Source organism: Priestia sp. YIM B13486 (assembly GCF_042787865.1).
Classification (GTDB): domain Bacteria; phylum Bacillota; class Bacilli; order Bacillales; family Bacillaceae_H; genus Priestia; species Priestia megaterium.
Genome location: NZ_JBHZOZ010000004.1, coordinates 245,735 through 268,910, shown reverse-complemented (window position 1 = coordinate 268,910; position 23,176 = coordinate 245,735). Strand labels below are relative to the sequence as shown.

The window sequence follows — 23,176 nt, the reverse complement described above, 5'->3', positions numbered from 1 at the left end:
ATGAAATTTAGTGAACGATTATACGAAAAGCTGCAGCCTATTTGGCGTCAAAATCATAATCATCCCTTTGTACAGGGAATGGGAGACGGAACGCTTGAAAAGGAGAAGTTTCGCTTTTACATGATTCAAGATTACCTTTACCTAATTGATTATGCTAAATTATTTGCGATTGGAGCCATGAAAGCTACCGATGTTCAAACGATGGGGAAATTTGCTGCACTTTTGGATTCTACATTAAACGAAGAAATGAGCCTGCACCGTGAGTATGCCAAGAAATTTGAAATCAGCGAAAAAGAATTAGAAAAAGCGCAGCCATCTCCTACAACGCTTGCATACACACACTATATGCTGCACGTTGGTCAAAGCGGAACATTAGCTGAATTAGTGGCGGCTCTTTTGCCTTGTATGTGGAGCTATTGGGAAATAGGAAAAGAACTCAGTGAAAAGCCTGGAGCTAACAATGAGTTTTATCGTGAGTGGATTGAAATGTATAGCTCAGAAGAATTTGGAGAACTAGCGACATGGTGTATTAATTTATTCGACTCACTTACTGAAGACAAATCAGAAGCGGAGTTAGAAAAGCTCGAAGAAATTTTCTTAAATACAACGCGTTTTGAGTATATGTTCTGGGATATGGCTTATAACGAAGCGATGTGGCCAATTCATGAATAAGTCTGTGTTATCTTTTCAAAACGTCAGTTTTACGTACAAAAATGGTGATCAACCGATTTTAACATCATTAAACTTAGACGTGAAAGAAGGCGAGTTTGTCAGTATAGTTGGAGCGAGCGGTTCTGGGAAAAGTACGTTGTTTCGTCTCATTACAGGTCTTGAACAGCAGAGTGAAGGCGATATCGTGATTAACGGACAGTCTTATGAAAAGCGGCTTGGAAAAGTAGGCTACATGCCGCAGCAAGATTTGCTTCTTCCGTGGCGCACGATTTTAGACAATGCAGCGCTGCCGCTTGAGCTTCACAATGTGTCAAAAGCAAGTGCTCATAGGCAAGTATCTCAGCTGCTCGAAGAGTTTGGTTTAAAAGGGTATGAAAATCGTTTTCCAAGTGATTTATCTGGAGGGATGAAGCAGCGTGTTTCTTTTCTGCGAACTGTATTAAGCGGTTCTAACGTACTGCTTTTAGATGAGCCTTTCAGTGCGCTTGATGCCATTACGCGTTTGTCGATGCAAGAATGGCTGCTTGAACAATGGCAAAAGCGTAAGCACACCATCTTATTTATCACTCATGACGTAAACGAAGCGCTTTTTTTATCAGATCGTATTTTTATCTTTTCAGACAAGCCGGTAAGTCATCTTGAAGAGATTCAAGTGCCGCTTAGCAGACCTCGAACGCAAAAAGATTTGAATCAACAGCGTGTGCTTGACGTAAAAGATTATTTAATTGAACAGCTTAGATCGAAGGTGAACACATGAAAAAGTACGGAGCTTCAGTGATATTAGTAGTCATTTTACTGGTTGCTTGGGAAATTGGAGCACGCATTGTAAACTATCCGTTTATTTTACCAACGCCCACCGGTATTTTAACGAAGCTTTGGGATTTGCGAATGGATTTATTGTTTAAGCATTTACCAGCTACGTTATCTATTGTCGTAATTGGGCTGGTTATATCCGTTGTGCTAGGGGTTCTGCTGGCCGTGTGGATGAATTGGAGCTCGCTTATTGAGCGTGCTTTCTATCCGCTTATTATTGCGTCACAAATGATTCCGACCATTGCCATTGCTCCTGTATTTGTTCTCTGGTTTGGCTACTCCATTTGGAGCAAAGTGATTGTGACCGTATTAATTACGTTTTTTCCCATTACCGTTAGCACGTTTGACGGGCTTCGTTCCACAAACAAAGAGTTAAAAGAACTCATGTTAACGATGGGAGCAACAAAAAAAGATATTTTCTTTAAGTTGAACATTCCTTCTGCACTGCCTCATTTTTATTCAGGGCTCAAAGTAGCGGTTACCTTTAGTATAATAGGTGCTGCCATTGGCGAATGGTTAGGTGCACAAGCAGGCTTAGGATATTTCAGTCGTCGTATGATGACACAGTTTGATGCAGCTGGTGTATTTGCACCAATTGTAATTTTATCTGCGCTTGGTATTTTATTCTTTATTATTGTAGTAGGTTTTGAAAAACGTTCATTAAAGTGGAGGAAAACAGAATGAAAAAATGGTTTGTAATTGGCTTAAGCCTGATGCTTGTTTTGATGCTCGCTGCTTGTGGTCAGAACAAGGAAAATAAAGCTGGTGACAGTAAAAAATTAAAAGACGTTACAATTATGCTTGATTGGTATCCAAATGCAGTGCACAGCTTCATTTACGCTGCACAAGAAAAAGGATATTTCAAAAAAGAAGGGCTGAATGTAAAAGTACAGTTTCCTGCTAATCCAACAGACTCGCTTAATTTAGCAGCTGCGGGGAAAGTTACGCTCGGCCTTTATTATCAGCCTGATGTAGCAATGGCACGAGCAAATGAAGATGTGCCGGTAAAGTCGGTAGGAGCAATCGTAAGGTCTCCGTTGAACCGAGTTGTGGCGCTGAAAGATAGCGGTATTAAGCGTCCTAAAGATTTAGAAGGAAAAGTAGTAGGCTACAGCGGAACACCATTAAGTGAATCTGTTCTAAAGAAAATGGTGAAAAGCGATGGAGGAGATCCGAATAAAGTCAAACTAGTAGACGTAGGATTTGAGTTAAATTCATCGCTGATTAGTAAAAAAGTAGATGCCGTAATAGGGGCATATATTAATCATGAAGTACCATTGCTTCACAAAAAAGGATACAAAACGGTTGACATTGATCCTTCGGATTACGGCGTACCATCTTACTATGAGCTAGTGGCAGTTACTGGGGATCAAACATGGGCAAAAGATTCTGATACGATTAAAGCGTTTTGGCGTGCTGCGACAAAAGGATATGAGTACACAGAGAAGCATCCAAAAGAATCACTTCAAATTCTATTAGATAACCAAGATAAATCAAACTTCCCTCTTGAAAAAGACGTGGAAACAAAAAGTTTAAATATTTTACTTCCGAAAATGAAGTCTGAACACGGATTTGGCAGTCAAACGAAAGAATCATGGCAGTCAAATGTGGACTGGTTAAAAGAGTCAGGATTAATTAAGAAAAAGCCAAATGTAGATGAAATGTTTGAGAATATCGGAGAATCTAAGTAAATAATTTAAGACGAATTTAAAAAAACCTTCTTATACTGAACGTAACTTTCTGAAAGAGAAAGTGAAAAGGTAAAGGAGGTTTTTTTATGGCTTTTACGATGGTAGATAAGGAAACATGTATTGCTTGCGGAGCATGTGGAGGGAGCGCACCAGATCTTTATGATTATGATTCAGAAGGTCTTGCTTATGCGGTGTTAGATAACAACGAAGGAATAAAAGAGGTTCCTGAACATCAGCAAGATGAGATGATGGAAGCGTACGAAGGATGCCCAACAGACTCGATTAAGGTTGCAGAGCAGCCCTTTTATGGAGATGCAACAAAATTCGAATAGGGTTTTTGAAAAAAGTTAACGATAAAGTACATTTAGTTATGCGATAAATAAATATTTGGTGAAATAGAAAGTTTCAAAACAAAAAAGGTCTTGCCTAGAGCAAGACCTTTTTTTATTCTAAATTTGCATGCTTTCCGTACATTGTATGGGTATCAAGTTCTTTCTTCTCCATGAAGCGAAGAATCAGCGCATCGTAAAAGAGAAGAAGCGTTTGTTCAAACAATGATGCCATAGGCTGTACTGTTTGATAACTGCTTTGTTCTTGATCCTTAGGAGCACCAGGCAGCTTCACGATAAAGTCAGCCAGCTTGCCAAGCGTGGAGTCGGGAGAAATTGTGACTACTCCAACTTTTCCTCCAAGTTCTTTTGCTTTTTGAGCGATAGGAATCAAGCTCTTCGTCTCCCCAGAACCTGATCCGATGATTAATAAATCATCCTGCGTGAAAGTGGACGTCACGGTTTCTCCAATGACATAAGCATCAATGCCCATATGCATCATACGCATAGCAAACGACTTGCCCATAAGACCTGAACGGCCTGCTCCAGTGACAAACACTTTTTTAGATGAGATGATGCCATTTACAAGCTGCTCAGCTTCATCATCAGCGATTAGAGCTGTTGTTTGTAAAAGCTCATTCATAACTGTTTTTAAATGTTCGCTCGTCTGCATAGAAAACTCCTTAATTTGTAATAAGCTCTTTCATTTGAGAAGCAACTGATTTTTTATCGTCTTGGCTCGTGATTCCTCCGCCAACGATAACAAGATCAGGCTGTGCTTTTACTACTTCAGGTAAAGATTCTAATTTAATTCCGCCAGCAACGGCTGTTTTTGCATTTTTTACAACGCTTTTAATTGTTACTAAATCTTCAAAAGAGTTTTGACCAACAGCTTGAAGATCGTATCCTGTGTGTACACAGATATAGTCAACGCCAAATTCGTCTAGCTCTTTTGCGCGTCCTTTAATATCTTTTACCCCAATCATATCGACAAGAATTTTTTTACCTTGTTTTTTGGCTTCTTCAACTGCACCTTTGATTGACATATCTTCAGCAACACCTAAGATGGTAATGATGTCTGCTCCAGCTTGAGAAGCTTGCTGTACTTCATAGCCAGCTGCATCCATAATTTTTAGGTCAGCTAATACTTTTAAATTAGGAAATGCTTCTTTAATTTCTTTAACGGCGCGAAGCCCTTCATTGATTACAACGGGCGTACCGATTTCCACGATATCAATATGTTCTTCAACTTCTTTTACTACCTCTTTTGCTTGAGAGATATTAACAAGATCTAATGCTAATTGTAATTCCATTCTACTCCACTCCTTACAGAAATGTATAAATACCTTTTGTGCTTTTTTATATATAAAGCAGCTGGTGTAGTTATTGTACCCCCAGTTTGAGGTTCTTAAAAGTACGCACTTTTCCCACAAATAGTGTGGGGAATGATAGTATACAGAAGTATACTAATGGACATATCAGTCTTGTAACCGCTTAATCTTCATTAAAAATGCGGATGATGTTGAGTAACATCATCCGCATAAAAAAATAAAAACTATGGAATAGAAGGAGTAGTTTCCATCATTTAATCAACGTTTCCGCCTTTTGTTCTTGATTGATCAGCACTGTATCACGGTAATTTTTACCCCAATCATACATGGCTGTCAAAATGGGCATTAAACTTTCTCCTTCTTTTGTAAGTGAGTATTCGACTTTAGGTGGTACGACAGGATAAACTTTACGGTTAACAATTAGATCTTCTTCCAGTTCCCGCAGTTGGTTAACCAGCATACGCGGCGTAATATCAGGAATAAGCGATTTTAGTTCCCCGAACCGTTTTGTTCCTTCACGTCCTAAGTGCCATAGTATCAGCATCTTCCATTTCCCACCGATAATAGCAAGCGTTAATTCTTTTTCACAGTTAAATTCCTTATTAAGCTGGCTCAATTGCTTCACCCCTATGACCAATAGTATAAAATTTATTTTAAAGTACTTCTTATTATACCGGTGCTGACAATCCTTTTACAAAAATCCGGCTTGCGCTTTTCCGTTAAAAAAGGGGAGCTTTTTTAATACATAGTTATTCTTGACTAGTGGGAGCAAAAAGGTGGCCTTTAGTCATGTTTTTTGTGTTCAATTGTTTAAATATAAAAAAAGATGGGAAATCACTCAATAACAATGCTAAAGGAGGCAGTAAAAATGGAAAGAAGCCGATCTGAATTACAAAACCCTGCTTTAAGCAACAGCGCAGGCATTAATAACGACGTAGGAATCAATAACAATCCACAGACAGCTAATAGCACTACTGCTGTTAGCACTGGAAAAAGCTGCAGCAGCAAGCTAGTAAAAGGTGTTGTTGTCGGGGCAGTTGTGGGTGGATGTATAACATTACTTGATAATAAAACTCGCTCATCTGTTAAAAGAAGAGCCGTTACATTAAAGGACTCTTCTGCAAACATGATTAATCAAGTAAAAGAGAACCCTCAAGAAACAAAAGAAAAAATGGTGCAGCAAATGAAAAACGCATCGAATCTTTTAAAAGATGCAATTAATGATGCTAAACATTTGTACGAGCGTGTAAATGAAGATTTCTTTAAGCAAGCAGAAGATGTGAAAAGCGTTACGCATGATGCAAAATCGACGGTAGAAGATGCTAAAAGTGATTTACAGCAAATTGGTGAAAAAGTGAAAGATGCAACTTCTGAAATAAGTAAGGAAAAGATGACGCCAGACGAAAAACCAGAAGCTGAGCGTGAAAGAACATACCAGTCTATTCACTAAAAGGGAGATGTTAACTGTGAGTCAAATGAATGAAGGAACTACAAAAGACATGAATAAAATTGAAGAAACGGCAGATAATTTAGGGACGGAGAAAAAAGAAGCAATTTTGCAGAACTTTGATACGTTTACCGATTATTTAAGTCAAAAAGTTCATGTCGGTAAAAAGCTCGGGTTAAGTGAGGAACAATTAACGGCCGCTACAAAAAAAGTGGCTAGCTATTTAGCCAAAAATGAGGAGCCTCGAAACCGAGAAGAAAAAGTCCTTCATGAGTTATGGAAAGTCAGCAGTGAAGAGGAAAAGGAAGTCCTTTCTCATCTCATTTTAAAACTAGTTGCGTAACATTAAAAAAGCATCCCATCTATCAGGATGCTTTTTTAATGTATTAAGATGATTGATTTTGAGCCTCTTGAATCGTTTTATCCCAGTCAATACCGCAATCATCCGTTGCACAAGAAGATTGCTGTGCGCAGCTTGCACATTTTCCCTGAGTACTCTTGCGGAAGAATTTTGTCATATGATAAAGAGCATATCCAAATATCAAAACCCCAATTAAAATGTTAATAATCAATGTTATTCACTCCTTTTAAGAAAAACCAAGTACTTTTCCAATAGTGTGTACAAGCAAAGCTACGAGATAAGCGACAACCAAAGGGTAGGCCACAGCAAATGCTGTCCATTTCAATGAGCCGGTTTCTCGTCGAATAACAGCGACGGTTGCTAGACACGGAACATAAAGAAGAACAAACACCATAAACGTATAGGCTGTTAGCGGTGTAAAGAATGTCTTCATTGTGTCGCCAAGCTGTCCTTCTTGTACTTTATAAATGATGCTCATAGTCGAAACAACCACTTCTTTTGCTAGGAAGCCTGTAATCAGTGATGCTACAGCTTGCCATGTCGCAAAACCTAAAGGGATAAATAGCGGAGCGATAGCACCTCCAATAATAGCCATAAAGCTATTTTCCATATCTACTCCAAAACCGCCAGGGCCAGCGTAAGATGATAGCCAGATAAATACAGAGCCAGCTAAAATAACCGTACCTGCTTTTCGGACGAAATTTCGGCCTTTTTCCCACGTGCTTCTCCAAAGAGTCTTGGCTTGAGGTACGCGGTAAGGAGGAAGTTCAACAATAAAAGTTGATTGTTCGTCTTTAAGAAGCGTTACTGATAAAATTTTCGTTACAACAAGTGCTAAAATAATGCCAAGCAAGTACATAGAAAACACCACAGCTGCTCCGTTTTGTACAAAAAACGCACCTACAAACAAAGCGTATACAGGAAGGCGTGCTGAGCAGCTCATAAATGGATTTACTAAAATGGTCATAAGGCGCTCTTTTCGCTGTTCAATTGTACGCGCGGCCATGATCCCTGGTACGTTACATCCAAAGCTAATAATCATCGGAATAAATGCTTTTCCGTTCAAACCGAAAAATTCCATGATACGATCCATTACTACAGCAATTCGAGCCATGTATCCTGAATCTTCAAGCAGTGAAATGAAAAAGAACAGGACAAAAATTTGTGGTACAAATACTAGTACGCCGCCTACGCCTGCGATGATGCCGTCCACAATTAAATCATGAATAAATGGAGCGGCACCAGCTGCAGTTAGAAGAGAATCAGCGCCTTTACTAAGCGTTCCGCCAAAAAAACCGTCCAGTTTATCAGAAAGAGGAACGCCAATCCAAGTAAACGTAATATTAAAAATCAAATACATTAAGCCAAGAAAAATAGGGAGACCAAGCCACTTATGCGTCACAATTCGATCGATTCGATCTGTGAAGGTTAGAGGTGTTTCGCTGCCCTTTATGATACACTCGCTGGAAATGCGTTCAATAAATGCTGTACGCACGTCGAAGAAATGCTCGCTAAGCGGCTTGGTTAATTTTTGTGCAGCCGCTTTTCGAAGCTCAAGCAGCTCTGAGTAACTCGTTTTTTCTTTTAATGTTGATTCGATTACGCTATTTTCCGCTAAAAATTGAATGGCAATCCATCTGCTGACATCCGCTTTTGTTTGAATCATATGAATTGCTTGTTCAGCGGTTTCCCCGTAATTTAATTGAAATGAAGGGGCTTTTAAATCTTGCTTCAAAGTGGAGAGAAGCTCATTAATTCCTTTTCCATTGCGGGCAATAATTGCAGAAACCGGAATATGTAATGATTTGCTAAGCTTTTCCAAATGAAAAGTTAATCCACGTTTTTCCGCTACATCAATCATATTTAAGCCGATTACTAATGGCTTTCCATATTCCAATGCTTGAATAGTGAGGTGCATGCTTCTTTCAAACTGAGAAGCGTCTACAATATTCAGCATACTGTTAAATTCTCCGGTTAACAAAAAGTTAGTTACCACTGCTTCATCTGAAGAAAGAGGAGTAAAATCATACACACCCGGCAAATCAACCAGCTGGCTGTTTTGCTTTTTAATAGACCCAACTTTCTTTTCAACGGTTACACCGCTCCAATTTCCTACGTATTCATAGGAATCTGTTAATATATTGAATAAAGAAGTTTTTCCTGTGTTTGGATTTCCTAAAAGTGCAATTGTACTCATGCTGTCTCAACCTCAATTTTAGCCGCATCGCGTTTTCGGATGCTAATCATTTGACCTTGACATTCAATAATACAAGGTCCCCCTAAGATGGTTTTTTGCTTCATGCATAGTTCGCAGCCTTTTTTTACTCCAAAAGAAAGAAGGCGGCGTTCTAATGATCTATCTAAAAATTCAATGTTTTTAACTTTTACTTTGTCGCCAATACTCACGGTAGTTAAATTCATCATTCAGCACTCCTGTTAATGATAATCATTTTCAATTTGTATCTATCTCGATTATACATAAGGTTCTAAAATCAATCAATGCTTCTAGAGCGTTACAATTAAAAATATATATTTATAACTATATTTTTCAGGTGAAATTATGTACGATTTTAGCAGCAAATTGTCAGGAGGGATGTGAGTGGAGGTAATCATTCGCAAAATGAGAAAAGAAGATATTACGTCTGTTCAATACGTCGCAAAGATGAGCTGGTATGATACATATGAAGGGATTATTCCTAGAAGCGTTCAGAATCGGTTTCTTTCAGAAGCATACTCCAATAAAAGGCTGCTGTGGCGCTTGCGCAATTCGTTCATTTATGTAGCAACTATTGATGAGAAAATCGTAGGGTACGCTAACTTTTTCCGACTACAAAACAGAGGGGAAATAGAACTAGGATCTATCTATATACTTCCTGCTTATCAAGGAAAAGGAATCGGTTCGCAATTGTTAGAAAAAGGAATGAAGCGCTCGAAGGAATTAAAAATCGTTTACATTAACGTAGAAAGGGAAAACGGAATAGGCCGTGCTTTTTATCAATCAAAAGGTTTCCAGCTCGTGGATGAATTTGATGATGAATTTGAAGGGCACTTGTTAAAAACGATGCGGATGAAGTTAATGATTTAAGCCTATAGCATGAACGTTATCTTAAAAAAGCTGATTTTAAACTTTCTGCTAAAATCAGCTTTTAATTACAGAATAACGATTGACCTTATTCTTGTGAATATGGTAACATTAATCAGAACTTAATGACCGAAAATGTTTTTCGGTCAAACAGTCAGGCGGAAGTAAGGATTATTGGAGGCTAAAAAACATGAATATGATTAAAGGAGAATGGAAAAAAATCTTTTCCAAACCAATGACTATTGTTGTGATTTGCGGATTGTTATTTGTTCCATTACTTTATAATGTCATCTTTTTATCTGCTTACTGGGATCCATATGGAAAAACAGATCAAATTCCAGTTGCAGTGGTAAATGAAGATAAAGGTGCTACGTTAGATGGAAAGAAATTGAATGTCGGTCGTGATTTTGTTGATGATTTAAAGAAAAATGATAAATTTGACTGGAAATTTACGAACAAAGAAAAAGCGTTAGAAGGCCTAAAAAATGAGGACTACTATTTAGTTTTAGAAATTCCAAAGAATTTCTCCAAAAATGCAACAACATTAATGGATAAAGATCCTAAAAAAATGAAATTTATCTATCATACAAATGCCGGAAAGAACTATTCAGGCGCTCAAATTAGCTCAAATGCAGTGGCTAAAATCAATGATCAGATTAAAGAAGCAGTCACAAAGCAGTATGCTGAAACGGTATTTGACAGCTTTAAGCAAGTAGCGGACGGTCTTCAAAAAGCAAGTGACGGTGCAGGAGAGCTCGAAAATGGTTCAAAAACGCTGCGGGATAACATGAAGAAATTAGCAGACAGCACGGTTACATTCGAAGACGGTACAGCTAAATTGGCAAGTGGGTTAACGGATGCACGAAAAGGAGCGACAGATTTAAATGCAGGTGCAGCTAAGCTCCTAAACGGTGCGGATAAGATTAATGAAAACTTAGGCAGTCTAAACAGCGGTTTAGGAAAGTTAGAAAGTGGGAGCGGACAGCTTTATGCGGCTTCTAAAGAACTTGAAACAGGTGCGGGGAAGCTTAGTAATGGATTAGGACAACTACAAGACGGAACTGCAAAACTGCAAGGAGCAACACAGCAGCTCAATGAAGGAACAAAGACACTTCAAGGGAAACTACCACAGTTTACAAGCGGCTTAAATCAAGTGGACGCTGAAGTGAGCAGCGTTACGCAGCAAATTAATCAAGCGGAACAGGAAATTACACAGATTAAACAGCAGGTTGATTCAAAAAAAGCAGAGTTTGAACAGCAGCAGCAAGCCCTCATTGACAGCATTAACAGCAACGAGTCCATTCCTGATGAGCAAAAACAAACGCTGATTGCAGGAATTAAAAAACTCACGTCTCAGCAGTTTATGGATGAACAGCAGCAAAAAGCAGAGCAGCTAAAAGCAAAAGTAGATAAAGTGCAAGAGTTATCAGCAGCGCTTCAAAAGCTCTCTAAAGGCGGAGAAGATATTCAAAGCGCTATTAATAAAATTGCTGATGGACAAAGTCAGCTGTACAATGGCCAGACAAAATTATATAATGCCCAAACTCAATTATACAACGGTGCTGTTAAACTAGCAGACGGAGAAAAGCAGTTCAACAGCAAATTTGCAGAATTAAACAGCGGTATTACTGACGCTCATACAGGAGCTGGAAAGCTTGCTGACGGGCAGCAGCAAATTGTGGATGGACTTAAGAAGTCTGAACAAGGAAGCGCAGCGCTAGCAAATGGTTTAACACAGCTAGAAAACGGGGCAACCAAATTAGCAAATGGTTCTAAAGAGTTAACAAATGGTTCGTCCAAACTATATGATGGTTCATCTAAATTATCAGATGGAACAAGCGAGCTTCATTCATCTTTAGCAGATGGTGCAAAAGATGCAAAAGATGTTAAAGCGGATGATAAAACATATAGCATGTTTTCAAATCCAACGGATTTAAAATCAGATAAACAAAACAACGTAGATAAGTACGGTGTCGGATTAGCTCCATACATCTTATGTATTGGCTTGTTTGCGGGAACGTTAATGTTCTCAGCGGTATATCCAATGAAAGAGCCATCAATTCGACCGACATCAGGCATTTCGTGGTTCTTAAGTAAGTTTAGTGTCATCACTATTGTAGGTATGCTGCAGGCAGCGATTGCTGTTACAGCTCTTCTATGGGGCTTGCATTTAAACGTAACAAGCATTTGGCACTTCTATATCTTTACCATGATTACAGGTGTGACGTTCTTTACACTTATCTTGTTCTTAACAACAGGGTTAGGAAAAGTAGGGCAGTATTTAGCCTTCATTATTTTGCTGCTTCAAATTGGCGGCAGTGCAGGTACATTCCCTAAAGCACTTGTGCCGGAATTCTTCCAGGCAATTAATCCGTACTTGCCTATGACCTATGCAATTCGCGGTTTCCGTGAAATCATCTCAATTGGTGATGATTTCGGCTATGTATGGCATCAGGCTGGCGTACTTGGAATCTTTGCAGCAATCTTCATCACTCTTTCATTGATAATGTTTTATATCAATGCCAGAAAAGAGAAGCATCACACAGAGGAAGAGGCAGCAGCATAATTTAACTAATATAAAAAGAGAGTTCCAGTTTAAAAAGGAACTCTCTTTTTCTTTATGATAGTATAGGTTTACGTATAAAAGAGGGGAACGTGAATGCATGCAGCTTACAAAATTTTCGGTATATGAAAGTGATCGTGTAAAAAAGTGGCAGGAAGGGCTGAAAGAATGGGACGGTTCAATATCGGAACGGATGATAAACGACCGAGCTGAAGATGAATTTTGGCAGCAGTATTTAGAGAAAATGTCTTTTAATTCAGTAAATGACCCTGTAGTAAAACAGCTTCAACAAGAACTTCTTGCTTTTTTGAATCCAAATGACTCTGTTATGGAAATTGGCCCTGGCTGGGGAAATTATACGTTTTCGATTGCTGATTATGTAAAAGAACTTACGTGTATGGATTGTTCGCCAAGCATTATTCGCTACTTACAAACGCAATCAGATGCCCGCTCTAATCTAAAGTTCATAGAAGGTAAATGGGAGTATGAGCGTCTAACAGATAACTACGATGCCGTAGTAGGAATAAACTGTTTTTACCGTATGCATAATATTGTCGATGGTCTCTTAAATATGAACGATTCGGCTAATCGTTTGGCGGTTATAGGCATGTCAACGGGTCCAGAAAAGCCTCACTACGTAGAGTTACATAGAAAGCTTGGGTACGAGATTAAATGGCGCCGTAAGGAATATATTGACTTACTAAATATTTTATATGAACTGGGTATTTACGCAGATTGTAAGCTGGTTCCTATAACCAAAACGGTAACTTATGAGACGTACGAAGATCTCATCAAGAAGAACTCGACAAAGGTGCTTTCTAAAGATATTGACAAGTTAGAAACTGAGAAGATTATTTTACAGCATGTAAAGAAAATAAATGGCACATATGAATATACGTATCAATATCATATGGCTTTTATTTATTGGAAACCGATAAAAAGAACCCGTTGAGTAAAATCAACGGGTTCTTTTTAGTAGGGATAAAGCTGTAATTTAGAATAAGCAATATTAAAATCGTCGCCGCTTAGAAGAACTTTCAATTCCTGCTTCTTCACGGTATTTAGCTACTGTTCTTCTTGAAATCTGAATTCCTTCGCTGGAAAGAAGAGACATGAGCTTTTGATCTGAAAGAGGTTTTAATTTATTTTCTTCGGCAATTAATGTTTTGATTTTTTCTTTTATAAAGGCAGTAGAATTGCTTTGTTCGCCATCAGTTCGCTCTAAGGAATTGGTGAAAAAGTATTTTAACTCAAACAGCCCGCGTGGCGTTTGAATATACTTTCCGTTAGTCGCACGACTTACCGTTGATTCGTGACAGTCTATTTTTTGAGCAATATCTTTTAAGTTAAGCGGCTTTAGCCCCGAAATACCCATTTCAAAAAAATCTTGCTGATGTTCCACAATGGCTTTGGACACGTTGTAAATCGTCGCATTACGCTGCTCAATACTATTGATTAGCCAAGTAGCTTCATGAATTTTTTCCTGTACGTATCGATCGGTTGTTACGCATGCAGAGCGATGAACCAGCTTTTGATAGGTGCCGTTAATTTCGATGGGCGGAAGCAGCTCGCTATGAAGAATAACATGATAGCGGCCGTCAACTTTTTGTACCGTTACATCAGGCGAGATGTACTTTGTAAGCGGGACGTGGAAATCTCCTGCTGGACGAGGATTTAATGTCCGCAAGCAGTCAACAATTTCTTGTACTTCACGCATCGAAATAGAGTATTTTTTTGAAATGTTCCGATATTTTTTGTTAGCAATATCTTCAATATCGTGTTTTACCACGTCGTATAAAAGAGGAGGCTTTGACTTTTTGGCCTTAATTTGAATAAGCAGTGAATCGACAAAATTTTGAGCGCCCACGCCAATCGGATCAAAGCTTTGCAAAACGTGAATCATATCGTTGACTTCGTTAATTGAAACATTCAGCAGTTCGGCTGCCAATTTTGGCTCAATTGCTAAAAAGCCGTTTTTATTTAAGTTTCCAATTAGAAATTGAACGATGTGTTTTTGGTGTGAGTGTAAATGATTTAGCATAGACAGCTGCTCTAATAAATGACTCTCTAAAGTCACAGTTTGATCAGATATATAATTAAACGGATTATAATCGTCATCGGTATAACCTTTTGAATATGAACGCTGTTCTCGAGTATCAAATGAATCTTTTTGCTGAGAGTCGCCAGCAGACAGTTTAATTACAGGATTTTCATTGACTTGCTGATGAAGATAATGAACTAAATCGGCCGTAGAATAATTTAAAATGTTGATAGACTGACGTAATTCAGGTGTCATGGCCAATTTTAATAGTTGTTTTTGGGATAAATCTAAACCTAATTGCATCATTGAATCACCTATCATTCTTGAGTTTTATTTCGACAATTCTGGCTGCATCGTTCGACATCATCATAGCTGAAAATGCGAAAGAATTCTATAGTGTTGTCAGATGTTCTTACACAGGGGCTAATCGCAAGAAAGAGTAGGAGAATAGATAAAACAAAAACGAATAGCTCCTGGCAATAGCTATTCGTTTGTTTTAACAAAGCCGCTAGGAGAACTTAGCTGCAATTTGGGGTGTTTCCCATTCTTCTATCTCCCCATGCGCACATCATATTTAAAATTTCTCGTAAGGTTTCGCCTTCTTCACTGAGTGAGTACTCTACTTTAGGAGGAACTTCATTGTATACTTTTCTATTAACCACACCGTCTTTTTCTAATTCTTTTAGCTGTTGAGACAGCATTTTTTTGGTAATAGCAGGCATAGCTCGCTGAAGTTCACTAAAACGTTTTTCACCTTCTTTTAATAGGCATAAAATAACGACTTTCCATTTCCCGCCGATTACTTCAAGCGTTGCTTCAACAGGTACATTATAGTGGGGTGCTTTCACCGTTAATCCTCCATTCATAAACAGATATGAAATATGGATATAATAATTTAATATCCATAGACCTAGGTTACCGGGAAGGTACCTGGTTACATGAAAGTGCCGTCTTTTGTAAACAACATGTATTTATTATACTGAAAAAGAACTTTTAATTGAAGGAAGAAATGTAAAAGGGGAGATCTTGATGAAAGCTTTACTGCTAGAAGGCAAAGGGAAAGTAAGTGAGATGAAAGTCGGAAATATCCAAAAGCCACATCCAGCTAAAGGTGAAATTTTAGTTAAAATTAAAGCTACTGCTTTGAACCCTGTAGATTATAAAACAGGAAACGGCGGTAATCCTAGTTGGACATATCCTCACGTATTAGGACTTGATTCAGCGGGCGTTGTCGAGGAAGTGGGAGAAGAAGTCACAGCTGTCAAAGTCGGAGACCGCGTTGTATATCATAGCGATTTATCAAAAAAAGGCGGGTTTGCACAATACGGAGTGACAACAGCCCACACAGTTTCTCTTATTCCGCAAGGGGTTTCATTCGAAGACGCTGCGGCTATTCCATGTGCGGGATATACAGCATATCAAGCATTGTTTCACAAAATGAACGCTTCAAAAGGACAAACGATTTTAATTCACGCAGGTGCTGGAGGGGTTGGAGGATTTGCCATTCAGCTTGCCCAAAATGCAGGTCTTACAGTGCTCACAACCGCATCTTCTGCCAATCATGAGTTTGTAAAAAGTTTAGGTGCTGATTATGTAATCGACTACCGTAAAGAAGACTTTGTGAAAAAAGTGCTGGAGCTTACCGATGGAATCGGTGTAGATTTAGTCTTGGATACCGTTGGACGAGACAATGCAGACGAGTCGGTAAAGGCTCTTGCTTTTAATGGTCAAATTGCATTCATCGCAGGACCGCCTAATGTAAACGATGCGATTTCGTTTGCGCACCCACTATCGTTTCATCAAGTTGCATTAGGGAGTGTACATCAGTCTAATAACGTAAAAGAACAGCAAAAACTTGCTGAGATGGGAAATAAAATGCTTTTGCTTTTACAAGAAAATACGCTAAGTGCACTCGTGGAAAAAGTCATTTCACTAGAAGAAGTGCCAGCAGCATTAGATGAACTGGCGACTCGTCGAGTAAAAGGGAAAATTGTAGCTGTAATAGATAAATGATAGAACGAAAAAGAGATTGAGACATAACTACATCAATTCAATCTAAAGACAAACAAATGGAATAAAGGAGCTCGTATCGACCATTTATTACACCGCTGTTGATTTCCGTGCAAGGCTTCGCTTTCCGCGGCCGGCTGATGAGCCTCCTCGTTGCTTGCGCTCCTGGGGGTCTCATCCCTTCCGCTGTTCCCGCAAGAGTCTTCGCTTTGCCCTCCAATCAACAGCTAGAAGTAGCTAACTGGATGAACCCTACGTTTACCAGCACAATGAAAAGGTCCGAACGATTACTCGTTCGGACCTTCTTTAAACTAACATACTTTTTATTTTACCTCTTTTAAATTGTAAACTGCTGCGTATAGAGTTGGTGATAAAACCCTTGTTTTTCTAGCAGCTCGCGATGATTTCCTTCTTCAATAATTTGTCCGTCTTTTAAGACAAGAATTTGATCTGCATTTTCAATCGTTTTAAGGCGGTGGGCAATGACAAAGCTTGTTTTTCCTTTTAATAGATTACTCATTCCTCGTTGAATATCAATTTCTGTTTTTGTATCAATGTTGGAAGTAGCTTCGTCTAAAATTAAAATATCACAGTCAGAAAGCATGGCTCGAGCAATCGATAAAAGCTGCTTTTGACCTTCACTTAAATTTCCTCCGCCAGCTGAAATCGCGGTATTGTATTGCTGCGGCAAATGTTTGATAAACGAATGAGCATTGGCCATTTTAGCTGCGCTTTTCACTTCTTCATCGCTGGCATCTAACCGGCCAAATCGAATGTTATCCGCAATCGTACCGGAAAATAAATAGGTATCTTGAAGAACAATGCCGATTCGGTTTCGTAAATCATGGATGTTATAGTCACTGATGGAACGTCCGTCAATTTTAATGTCTCCGTTTGAGATGTCATAAAATCGTGTGAGCAAGTTAATGATGGTTGTTTTACCAGAACCTGTGGGACCGACCAAGGCAACTATTTCACCTTTTTTTGCTGTCAGTGTAACATTTTTTAAAATCATTTTTTCATCGTTATAGCCAAATGATACGTTCTCAAAAGCAACGTCTCCTGCAAATTTTGTAACAGAAAGAGCGTTTGGCTTGTTTGTGACGTCCGGCTGCTCATCCATAATCGCAAACACGCGCTCTGCGCCGGCAATAGCCGAAAGAATGGTGTTTACTAAGTTTGCCATTTGACTGATTGGGCGAGAGAACTGACGTGAGTAGTTAACAAATGAAGCGATCATCCCAACTGTAACGCTACCTTGAACAGCCATAAATGCTCCCGCTCCGATCACTAGTGCTAAGCCTAAGTTGTTAATAAAGTTTGTGACAGGACCTAAAAAGCCTGAAAATGTTTCCGCTTTTGTTGCTGAACTTCTCAGCTGTTCATTTCGTTCATTAAAAACAGTTAAAAAGTCTTTTTCCTTACTAAAAAGCGTAACAACTTCTCCTCCAGAGATTGCTTCTTCTACAAAGCCGTTTAGCTCACCTAAGTCTTTTTGACGTTTGACAAAATTTTCACTGCTGCGTTTTAATATTTGTCGAACGATTATAACCATCAAGGGAATAACAATCAGCGTGATAATGGCAAGAATCCAGTTGAGCGAGAACATCGCAATGGTAATGCCGACTAAAGACAAAATAGAGGACAGAGCCTGAATAACGCTTTGACTCAGAGCGCTGTTTAGATTATCAATATCATTTGTGACTCTGCTCATTAACTCTCCGTGAGCTCGTTTGTCAAAAAAGCGAAGGGAGAGAGTCTGAAGCTTTGCAAATAAATCTTGTCGAAGCATTCCAATAGTCGTAAACGAAACGTTCACCATTAAATAGGTTTGCAGCCATGTTAACAAAGATGTCGTAATATAAATTCCTGCAAGAATAAGGGACATTCGTATCGTTCCGCTGATATCTTTAGGAATAATATGCTCATCAATAATAACTCCAATTAAATAAGGGCCTAATAAATTAAGCAGGGAAGTCACAATAACTAAGATTATCGCAGCCGCAAGCGGAGGTTTTCGTTTCCCCATATATGACCAGATTCTGTACAGTGTTTTTTTCGCATTTTTTGGCTTAACTACAGGGCCTTTCATCATTCCTCTAGGGCCGCGAATAGAGCTCATTTGATTTTTACCTTGGTTATTCACTAGGCAACACCTCTTTTCCGCCTTGTGCAAGGTAAATGTCGTAATAAAGAGAGCGATAACGAAGCAATTCTTCATGAGTCCCTTGTTCAGCAATTTTGCCTTCATCCATGACGATAATATGATCAGCGTGGAGAAGAGACGAAATTTTAGAAGCAATAATGATAACGGTCGCATCAGCAAACTCTTCTTTTAAATGTTTTAGTACCTGCGCTTCTGAGACAGCGTCTAATGCCGAAGTTGCATCATCGATGACCAGGATAGCGGGCTTTCTAACAAATGCACGCGCAATTGAAAGACGCTGCTTTTGCCCTCCTGATAAATTGGTTGCTCCTCGCGTTAAAGGATACTCATATCTTTCTGGAAGTTTTTCAATAAACTCCGTTGCGCATGCAAAATCCGCAGCATCTTCAATTTCTGAGGAAGAAGCCTGATCTTTTCCCATTCGAATATTCATATCAATCGTGCCGGTAAACAGCGTAGCTTTTTGAGGAATAAATCCAATGGATGAGCGAAGCACTTTTACGTCATAGTTCGTAAGGTTTTTTCCATCTACGAAGATTTCGCCATCATCAGGATCATATAAGCGGGAAATAAGTTTTGCAAGCGTCGACTTCCCGCTTCCAGTAGAGCCGATAATGCCAATGGTTTCCCCGTGTCTAGCAGTGAACGAAATATCTTTTAATACGTTTTCGCCATTTTTACTATAGCTGTATGTAACGTTTTGAAACGATAGATCACCTTTAAGTCTGTTGATTTGAGCAGCAGAGTTTGGTGGAGGGATGTCTATTTTTGTTTTTAAAACAGAATCGATTCGTTCAGCTGAAGGGAATGCGCGTGTAATTTGCATCAGCACCATGCTGCTTGACATAAGTCCGTTTAAAATAATCGTTAAGTAATTAATAAAAGCTAAAATCACACCTGCTTCAATTTTTCCTGCTTCGACTTGAAGTCCTCCCAGCCATAGAGTAGCTACCATTCCGATATTTACGACAAATAAAATAACGGGCATTAAAAGCGAAATAAGCTGAACAGCACTCATATTAGCTCGCGTCAAGGAACTGTTTGCTTCTTTAAACTGATTGATTTCATACGATTCTCTTACATAAGCTTTTACTACACGCATCCCTGATAAATTTTCTTGGACTTTTGTATTTACACGATCAACGCTTTGCTGAACTTTTTTAAAAAGTTTTCCAGCTTTCGTGATCACAAACCAAATGCATAAAAATAAAATAGGGACGACCACAACGATAATAGGAAACAAAGAACGAGCGGTTAATAACACGATCACAATACTTCCTGCAAAAAGTAAAGGACCTCTAACTAATACTTTTAGCGTCATATTCAATGCGTTTTGAACACTCGTTACATCATTTGTTATGACGGTAATTAAGTGACCAGTCCCTAGTTTGTCTCTGTTGCTGTTTGAGAGGTTTTCAATTTTTTTAAAAAGCGATTTCCGAATATCGGTAGAAAAATTTACTGCCGCTTTTGTGCTAAGGATGGCGCAGACGATACCGGCAGCTAAGCCAATGACTGCTAACATAAGCATAAGGATACTTCGAGTGATAACATATGTTTGATCGTTGTTTGCAATGCCATAATCAATGATATGCTGCATAATAGTAGGCTGAAGAAGGTCAGCTAACACTTCAATTACCATCAATAGCGGGGCAAACAGCGCGAGCCATTTGTAAGGTTTTAAGTAAGGGTACAAAGATTTAATTGTATTCACACATTGTGGCACTCCTTTCTGTAAAAAATATGGTAACATAGAATAAGTTTAGAAGTTTGTTTCAAGCACCATTTATTATACGCCAATGCAAGCAGAAATCCACTTTTTGAGAGGGTCAGGTATGCAATGAATCAAACATTACGAGTACATCATCCGCTTTTTGGATCTTTGTTATATGACTCGGCCTGGGTTGGAGAAAAACAGGTCACTTTCTTTGGACAAAAACAACAGGTGTTGCTGACAATTGATGGAGATAAAGAGAAGCCATTTCAAAAACGACAAGAAGAGGCCTTTCAAGCATTTTGGCTTCAAGGTGAATTATTGTTAAAGAGGACGGAAAAAGCTCTTTTTGATTATTATCAACAGGTGCGAGATGAATACAGAACTCAAGTTGAAAAAGACGTGGTAGACTTATTAGTTCCGAATGTAAAAAAGCGAAAAGACATCGGGTTTTTAGTTGAGTGTATTCAAATCTTTGTTCCTGAAGCACCTCATGATACAAGAGAACTTGGTTTGTTTTTTGAATGTACGTGGGAAGAAGAGCATATGTTAGCTGTAAAGTTTAGAAATGAACAAATTTCCGCTATTGGTTTACAAGAAGATTTATTCTAGTAAAAAGCCTTGAAGCAACCTGCTTCAAGGCTTTTTTGGCATTAATGCTTGACGGGCTCTTCGATTCCCATACCTGTATTTGCTTTTACTAAAATCTCATCAAATTTCTTTTCGTCTGCTTTTTTAGACGAAAGAAGTGTTCCTATAAAAGCAGCTAAGAAGCCTAGAGGAATAGAGATAATACCAGGGTTTGTTAGCGTAATGAGCGGTTCACCTACAAAGATAGCAGCTCCCGGCTCAGGTGCCCATACGTTAGGACTAATGGCAACTAAAAACAGGGAGCTGAACAGTCCAACCAGCATGCCAGTGACTGCTCCTGCTGTATTAAAACGTTTCCAAAAAATAGTGAGAAGAATAATTGGCAAGTTAGCGCTCGCTGCTACCGCAAACGCAAGTGCCACTAAAAATGCCACGTTCATGTTTTGAGCAAATAATGCAAGAATAATAGATAAAATGGATACCCCAATAGAAGCCCATCGTGCAGCCACTACCTGTTCTTTTTCAGTAGCAGCTCCTTTACGCAGAATATGACTATAGAAGTCGTGCGCGAATGCTGAAGCTGCTGAGAGCACCAGTCCAGCTACAACAGCTAAAATTGTAGCAAATGCTACAGCTGAAACGAACGCAAAAAGAAAGTCTCCGCCAAGAACTTGAGCGAGCAGAGGAGCCGCCATATTTCCTGCTGCATTTGCTTTGATAATATCATCATATCCTACAAAAGCAGCAGCACCGAATCCTAAAAAGATTGTCATAATGTAAAAAACGCCAATGATCCACGTTGCATAAATAACAGACTTTCTTGCGGTGATGGCATCTTTTACTGTGAAGAAACGAATAAGGATATGAGGCAGGCCTGCTGTACCAAGAACAAGAGCTAAATTCAACGAAATCATGTCCAGCGGATTTTTGAATTTATTTCCTGGATTTAAAAAGCCGTCACCAAGAGGAGTTGCAGTTTTCATCTCGGAAAACATTTTAGCTAAGCTAAAATCAAATTTTGAAAATACGATAATGGAAATAATGAACGTACCAATCATCAGAAGCAAGGCTTTGACAATCTGCACCCAGCTAGTCGCTGTCATTCCTCCAAATACAACGTAAACCGTCATCAAGACGCCGACAATCAAGACAGAGTACACGTAATCTAGACCAAGTAATAAATGAATTAATGCTCCTGCTCCAACAAGCTGCGCAATCATATAAAAAATGGAAATGGTGATCGTGTTTAACGCAGCAACTCCCCGCACTTTCTTTTCGTTAAAACGAGCTGCTATCATATCTGCCATCGTGTACTTTCCTAAGTTGCGAAGGGGTTCAGCTACAATGTATAACACAACCAGGTAGGCAACTAAAAAGCCGATGCTGTAAAAAAAACCGTCAAATCCAGAAAGCGCTACCATCCCAGCTATGCCTAAAAATGATGCAGCAGACATATAATCTCCGGCAATTGCCATACCGTTTTGCCAGCCGGTTAAACTTCCATCTGCTGTATAAAAGTCACTGGTCGTTTTTGTCCGCTTGGATGCCGCATACGTAATGATTAGCGTAAGACCTACAATGGCTAAAAAAAGTGAAAAAGCTAGTACGTTCATTCATTTAACCCCCTATTTAATTTGCAGCTTCTTTTTTAATCGTGTCAACAAGTTCATCGAATTTCGAGGCTCTTTTTGTGTATAGAATGCATAGGGTCCAGGTCATCACAAACTGTGAAAAAGCAAATACCCACGCCCAGGTCATAGAAGCAAAAGCTGGTTTGTTTAGGACGGTTGTGTAAGCCGTTAAGATAGGCAAGGTAAAATAAAAAGCAAGAAAAAACAGAGAGAGCGGTAAAATAAAATTGCGTTTTTGTTTCAAAAGCTTTTGAAATGAAGCAGACTGTACAATTTCTGTGTAATCAGGAGAGGAAGAAGCATTGTTTACCTTCTTTAAAGAATTTTCATTCATCGCCAAGCGGAATTCCCCCTTTGATAATAAATAGATGAAGCGAAAAGCTTCATATCACTTGAATTATATTATTTTCGGAATAAAAAGTAAATTCTGTCTTTTTGTGAGAATGGTAACTGTGTAGGTTTTTTAATATACTGAAGGTTCGTAATAAATGCATACTGACATAATAAAAAAAGAACAACATTTAATACAAAGGAAAAATCATTCGCAAAAGAAATGTTGAAATTAATCCTTAGTTTCTTATATATATAAGGCTTTTCTTTATTATTTAAACGTTATTTGTTTGTTTGATCTTTTGAAAAATAAGAGAAGATGATGATAGAATCATAAGCACACGATAATGCTTAGAGAGGAAACAGGTTGAGAAAATAAGCTATTATTTAGAGATGGTTATAA

Annotated in this window: 24 protein-coding genes; 12 read left to right on the top strand and 12 right to left on the bottom strand. The window is 38.7% G+C overall.

The window, feature by feature from the left end; translation table 11 throughout:
- The 5 genes from tenA to ACFX4G_RS13340 all read left to right on the top strand — a co-directional run bounded on the left by tenA (window position 1) and on the right by ACFX4G_RS13340 (window position 3,508).
- Entirely contained in the window at window positions 1-672 is a 672-nt protein-coding gene (gene tenA / locus ACFX4G_RS13360; RefSeq protein WP_060744898.1) for a thiaminase II, read from the top strand.
- Window positions 665-1,429: an ABC transporter ATP-binding protein gene (locus ACFX4G_RS13355; RefSeq protein WP_013081911.1), complete on the top strand. Its 765-nt coding sequence runs from the start codon at window positions 665-667 to the stop codon at window positions 1,427-1,429. The genes tenA and ACFX4G_RS13355 overlap by 8 nt, the downstream gene beginning before the upstream one ends.
- On the top strand, window positions 1,426-2,169 hold the full coding sequence (locus ACFX4G_RS13350; RefSeq protein WP_097824237.1) for an ABC transporter permease: 744 nt from the start codon (window positions 1,426-1,428) through the stop codon (window positions 2,167-2,169). The genes ACFX4G_RS13355 and ACFX4G_RS13350 overlap by 4 nt, the downstream gene beginning before the upstream one ends.
- Window positions 2,166-3,176, top strand: coding sequence for an ABC transporter substrate-binding protein (locus ACFX4G_RS13345; RefSeq protein WP_016763180.1), 1,011 nt, complete (start codon window positions 2,166-2,168; stop codon window positions 3,174-3,176). Before ACFX4G_RS13350 ends, ACFX4G_RS13345 begins: the two co-directional genes overlap by 4 nt.
- Before the next feature lie 86 nt (window positions 3,177-3,262).
- Window positions 3,263-3,508, top strand: a complete 246-nt coding sequence (locus ACFX4G_RS13340; protein ID WP_043980201.1) for a ferredoxin — start codon at window positions 3,263-3,265, stop codon at window positions 3,506-3,508.
- A gap of 112 nt (window positions 3,509-3,620) precedes the next feature.
- Here the strand turns inward: ACFX4G_RS13340 and hxlB are convergent, their stop codons facing one another.
- The 3 genes from hxlB to hxlR form a co-directional block, all read right to left on the bottom strand.
- Window positions 3,621-4,178, bottom strand: coding sequence for a 6-phospho-3-hexuloisomerase (gene hxlB, locus ACFX4G_RS13335; protein ID WP_013055598.1), 558 nt, complete (start codon window positions 4,176-4,178; stop codon window positions 3,621-3,623).
- 10 nt (window positions 4,179-4,188) lie between these two features.
- Window positions 4,189-4,818: a 3-hexulose-6-phosphate synthase gene (hxlA, locus tag ACFX4G_RS13330; RefSeq protein WP_013055599.1), complete on the bottom strand. Its 630-nt coding sequence runs from the start codon at window positions 4,816-4,818 to the stop codon at window positions 4,189-4,191.
- Between the two features lie 268 nt (window positions 4,819-5,086).
- Window positions 5,087-5,452, bottom strand: a complete 366-nt coding sequence (gene hxlR, locus ACFX4G_RS13325) for a transcriptional activator HxlR (RefSeq protein WP_013055600.1) — start codon at window positions 5,450-5,452, stop codon at window positions 5,087-5,089.
- A 252-nt stretch (window positions 5,453-5,704) separates the two neighbouring features.
- On the opposite strand from hxlR, the gene ACFX4G_RS13320 reads away from it, so the two are divergent.
- Both ACFX4G_RS13320 and ACFX4G_RS13315 read left to right on the top strand, forming a co-directional pair.
- Window positions 5,705-6,286 (top strand): hypothetical protein, encoded by a 582-nt coding sequence (locus ACFX4G_RS13320; RefSeq protein WP_043980198.1) that lies wholly within the window; start codon window positions 5,705-5,707, stop codon window positions 6,284-6,286.
- A gap of 16 nt (window positions 6,287-6,302) precedes the next feature.
- Window positions 6,303-6,626 (top strand): DUF3243 domain-containing protein, encoded by a 324-nt coding sequence (locus ACFX4G_RS13315; RefSeq protein WP_013055602.1) that lies wholly within the window; start codon window positions 6,303-6,305, stop codon window positions 6,624-6,626.
- A 43-nt stretch (window positions 6,627-6,669) separates the two neighbouring features.
- On the opposite strand, the gene ACFX4G_RS13310 is transcribed toward ACFX4G_RS13315, so the two are convergent.
- The 3 genes from ACFX4G_RS13310 to ACFX4G_RS13300 are packed head-to-tail and all read right to left on the bottom strand — an operon-like array spanning window position 6,670 to window position 9,065.
- Window positions 6,670-6,855, bottom strand: a complete 186-nt coding sequence (locus ACFX4G_RS13310; protein WP_013081918.1) for a FeoB-associated Cys-rich membrane protein — start codon at window positions 6,853-6,855, stop codon at window positions 6,670-6,672.
- A 15-nt stretch (window positions 6,856-6,870) separates the two neighbouring features.
- Window positions 6,871-8,841: a ferrous iron transport protein B gene (feoB, locus tag ACFX4G_RS13305; protein WP_043980190.1), complete on the bottom strand. Its 1,971-nt coding sequence runs from the start codon at window positions 8,839-8,841 to the stop codon at window positions 6,871-6,873.
- Window positions 8,838-9,065: a FeoA family protein gene (locus ACFX4G_RS13300; RefSeq protein WP_025749730.1), complete on the bottom strand. Its 228-nt coding sequence runs from the start codon at window positions 9,063-9,065 to the stop codon at window positions 8,838-8,840. The genes feoB and ACFX4G_RS13300 overlap by 4 nt, the downstream gene beginning before the upstream one ends.
- Before the next feature lie 178 nt (window positions 9,066-9,243).
- Between ACFX4G_RS13300 and ACFX4G_RS13295 the strand changes: the two genes are divergently transcribed.
- The 3 genes from ACFX4G_RS13295 to ACFX4G_RS13285 all read left to right on the top strand — a co-directional run bounded on the left by ACFX4G_RS13295 (window position 9,244) and on the right by ACFX4G_RS13285 (window position 13,241).
- Window positions 9,244-9,729, top strand: a complete 486-nt coding sequence (locus ACFX4G_RS13295; protein WP_078081507.1) for a GNAT family N-acetyltransferase — start codon at window positions 9,244-9,246, stop codon at window positions 9,727-9,729.
- A 187-nt stretch (window positions 9,730-9,916) separates the two neighbouring features.
- Window positions 9,917-12,292: a YhgE/Pip domain-containing protein gene (locus ACFX4G_RS13290; protein WP_097824234.1), complete on the top strand. Its 2,376-nt coding sequence runs from the start codon at window positions 9,917-9,919 to the stop codon at window positions 12,290-12,292.
- Between the two features lie 97 nt (window positions 12,293-12,389).
- On the top strand, window positions 12,390-13,241 hold the full coding sequence (locus tag ACFX4G_RS13285; RefSeq protein WP_043980186.1) for a class I SAM-dependent methyltransferase: 852 nt from the start codon (window positions 12,390-12,392) through the stop codon (window positions 13,239-13,241).
- A 57-nt stretch (window positions 13,242-13,298) separates the two neighbouring features.
- Here ACFX4G_RS13285 and rpoN read toward each other — a convergent pair whose 3' ends face one another.
- Both rpoN and ACFX4G_RS13275 read right to left on the bottom strand, forming a co-directional pair.
- Window positions 13,299-14,633: an RNA polymerase factor sigma-54 gene (rpoN, locus tag ACFX4G_RS13280; RefSeq protein ID WP_043980184.1), complete on the bottom strand. Its 1,335-nt coding sequence runs from the start codon at window positions 14,631-14,633 to the stop codon at window positions 13,299-13,301.
- A gap of 215 nt (window positions 14,634-14,848) precedes the next feature.
- Window positions 14,849-15,196: a winged helix-turn-helix transcriptional regulator gene (locus tag ACFX4G_RS13275; RefSeq protein ID WP_034668472.1), complete on the bottom strand. Its 348-nt coding sequence runs from the start codon at window positions 15,194-15,196 to the stop codon at window positions 14,849-14,851.
- 163 nt (window positions 15,197-15,359) lie between these two features.
- Between ACFX4G_RS13275 and ACFX4G_RS13270 the strand changes: the two genes are divergently transcribed.
- A complete protein-coding gene (locus ACFX4G_RS13270) occupies window positions 15,360-16,343 on the top strand; it encodes a zinc-binding dehydrogenase (protein WP_377575223.1) in 984 nt (327 codons plus the stop codon).
- A 334-nt stretch (window positions 16,344-16,677) separates the two neighbouring features.
- Here ACFX4G_RS13270 and ACFX4G_RS13265 read toward each other — a convergent pair whose 3' ends face one another.
- Together ACFX4G_RS13265 and ACFX4G_RS13260 are read right to left on the bottom strand one after the other, a co-directional pair.
- Complete coding sequence (locus ACFX4G_RS13265) at window positions 16,678-18,462, bottom strand: ABC transporter ATP-binding protein (RefSeq protein ID WP_097824384.1); 1,785 nt, start codon at window positions 18,460-18,462, stop codon at window positions 16,678-16,680.
- A gap of 16 nt (window positions 18,463-18,478) precedes the next feature.
- Window positions 18,479-20,221, bottom strand: coding sequence for an ABC transporter ATP-binding protein (locus ACFX4G_RS13260; RefSeq protein WP_377575220.1), 1,743 nt, complete (start codon window positions 20,219-20,221; stop codon window positions 18,479-18,481).
- 126 nt (window positions 20,222-20,347) lie between these two features.
- On the opposite strand from ACFX4G_RS13260, the gene ACFX4G_RS13255 reads away from it, so the two are divergent.
- On the top strand, window positions 20,348-20,833 hold the full coding sequence (locus tag ACFX4G_RS13255; protein ID WP_013055615.1) for a DUF6985 domain-containing protein: 486 nt from the start codon (window positions 20,348-20,350) through the stop codon (window positions 20,831-20,833).
- Between the two features lie 41 nt (window positions 20,834-20,874).
- Here the strand turns inward: ACFX4G_RS13255 and ACFX4G_RS13250 are convergent, their stop codons facing one another.
- Window positions 20,875-22,425, bottom strand: coding sequence for a solute symporter family protein (locus ACFX4G_RS13250; protein ID WP_013081928.1), 1,551 nt, complete (start codon window positions 22,423-22,425; stop codon window positions 20,875-20,877).
- 16 nt (window positions 22,426-22,441) lie between these two features.
- Window positions 22,442-22,777, bottom strand: coding sequence for a DUF485 domain-containing protein (locus ACFX4G_RS13245; RefSeq protein WP_176521295.1), 336 nt, complete (start codon window positions 22,775-22,777; stop codon window positions 22,442-22,444).
- Window positions 22,778-23,176: the final 399 nt, after the last annotated feature.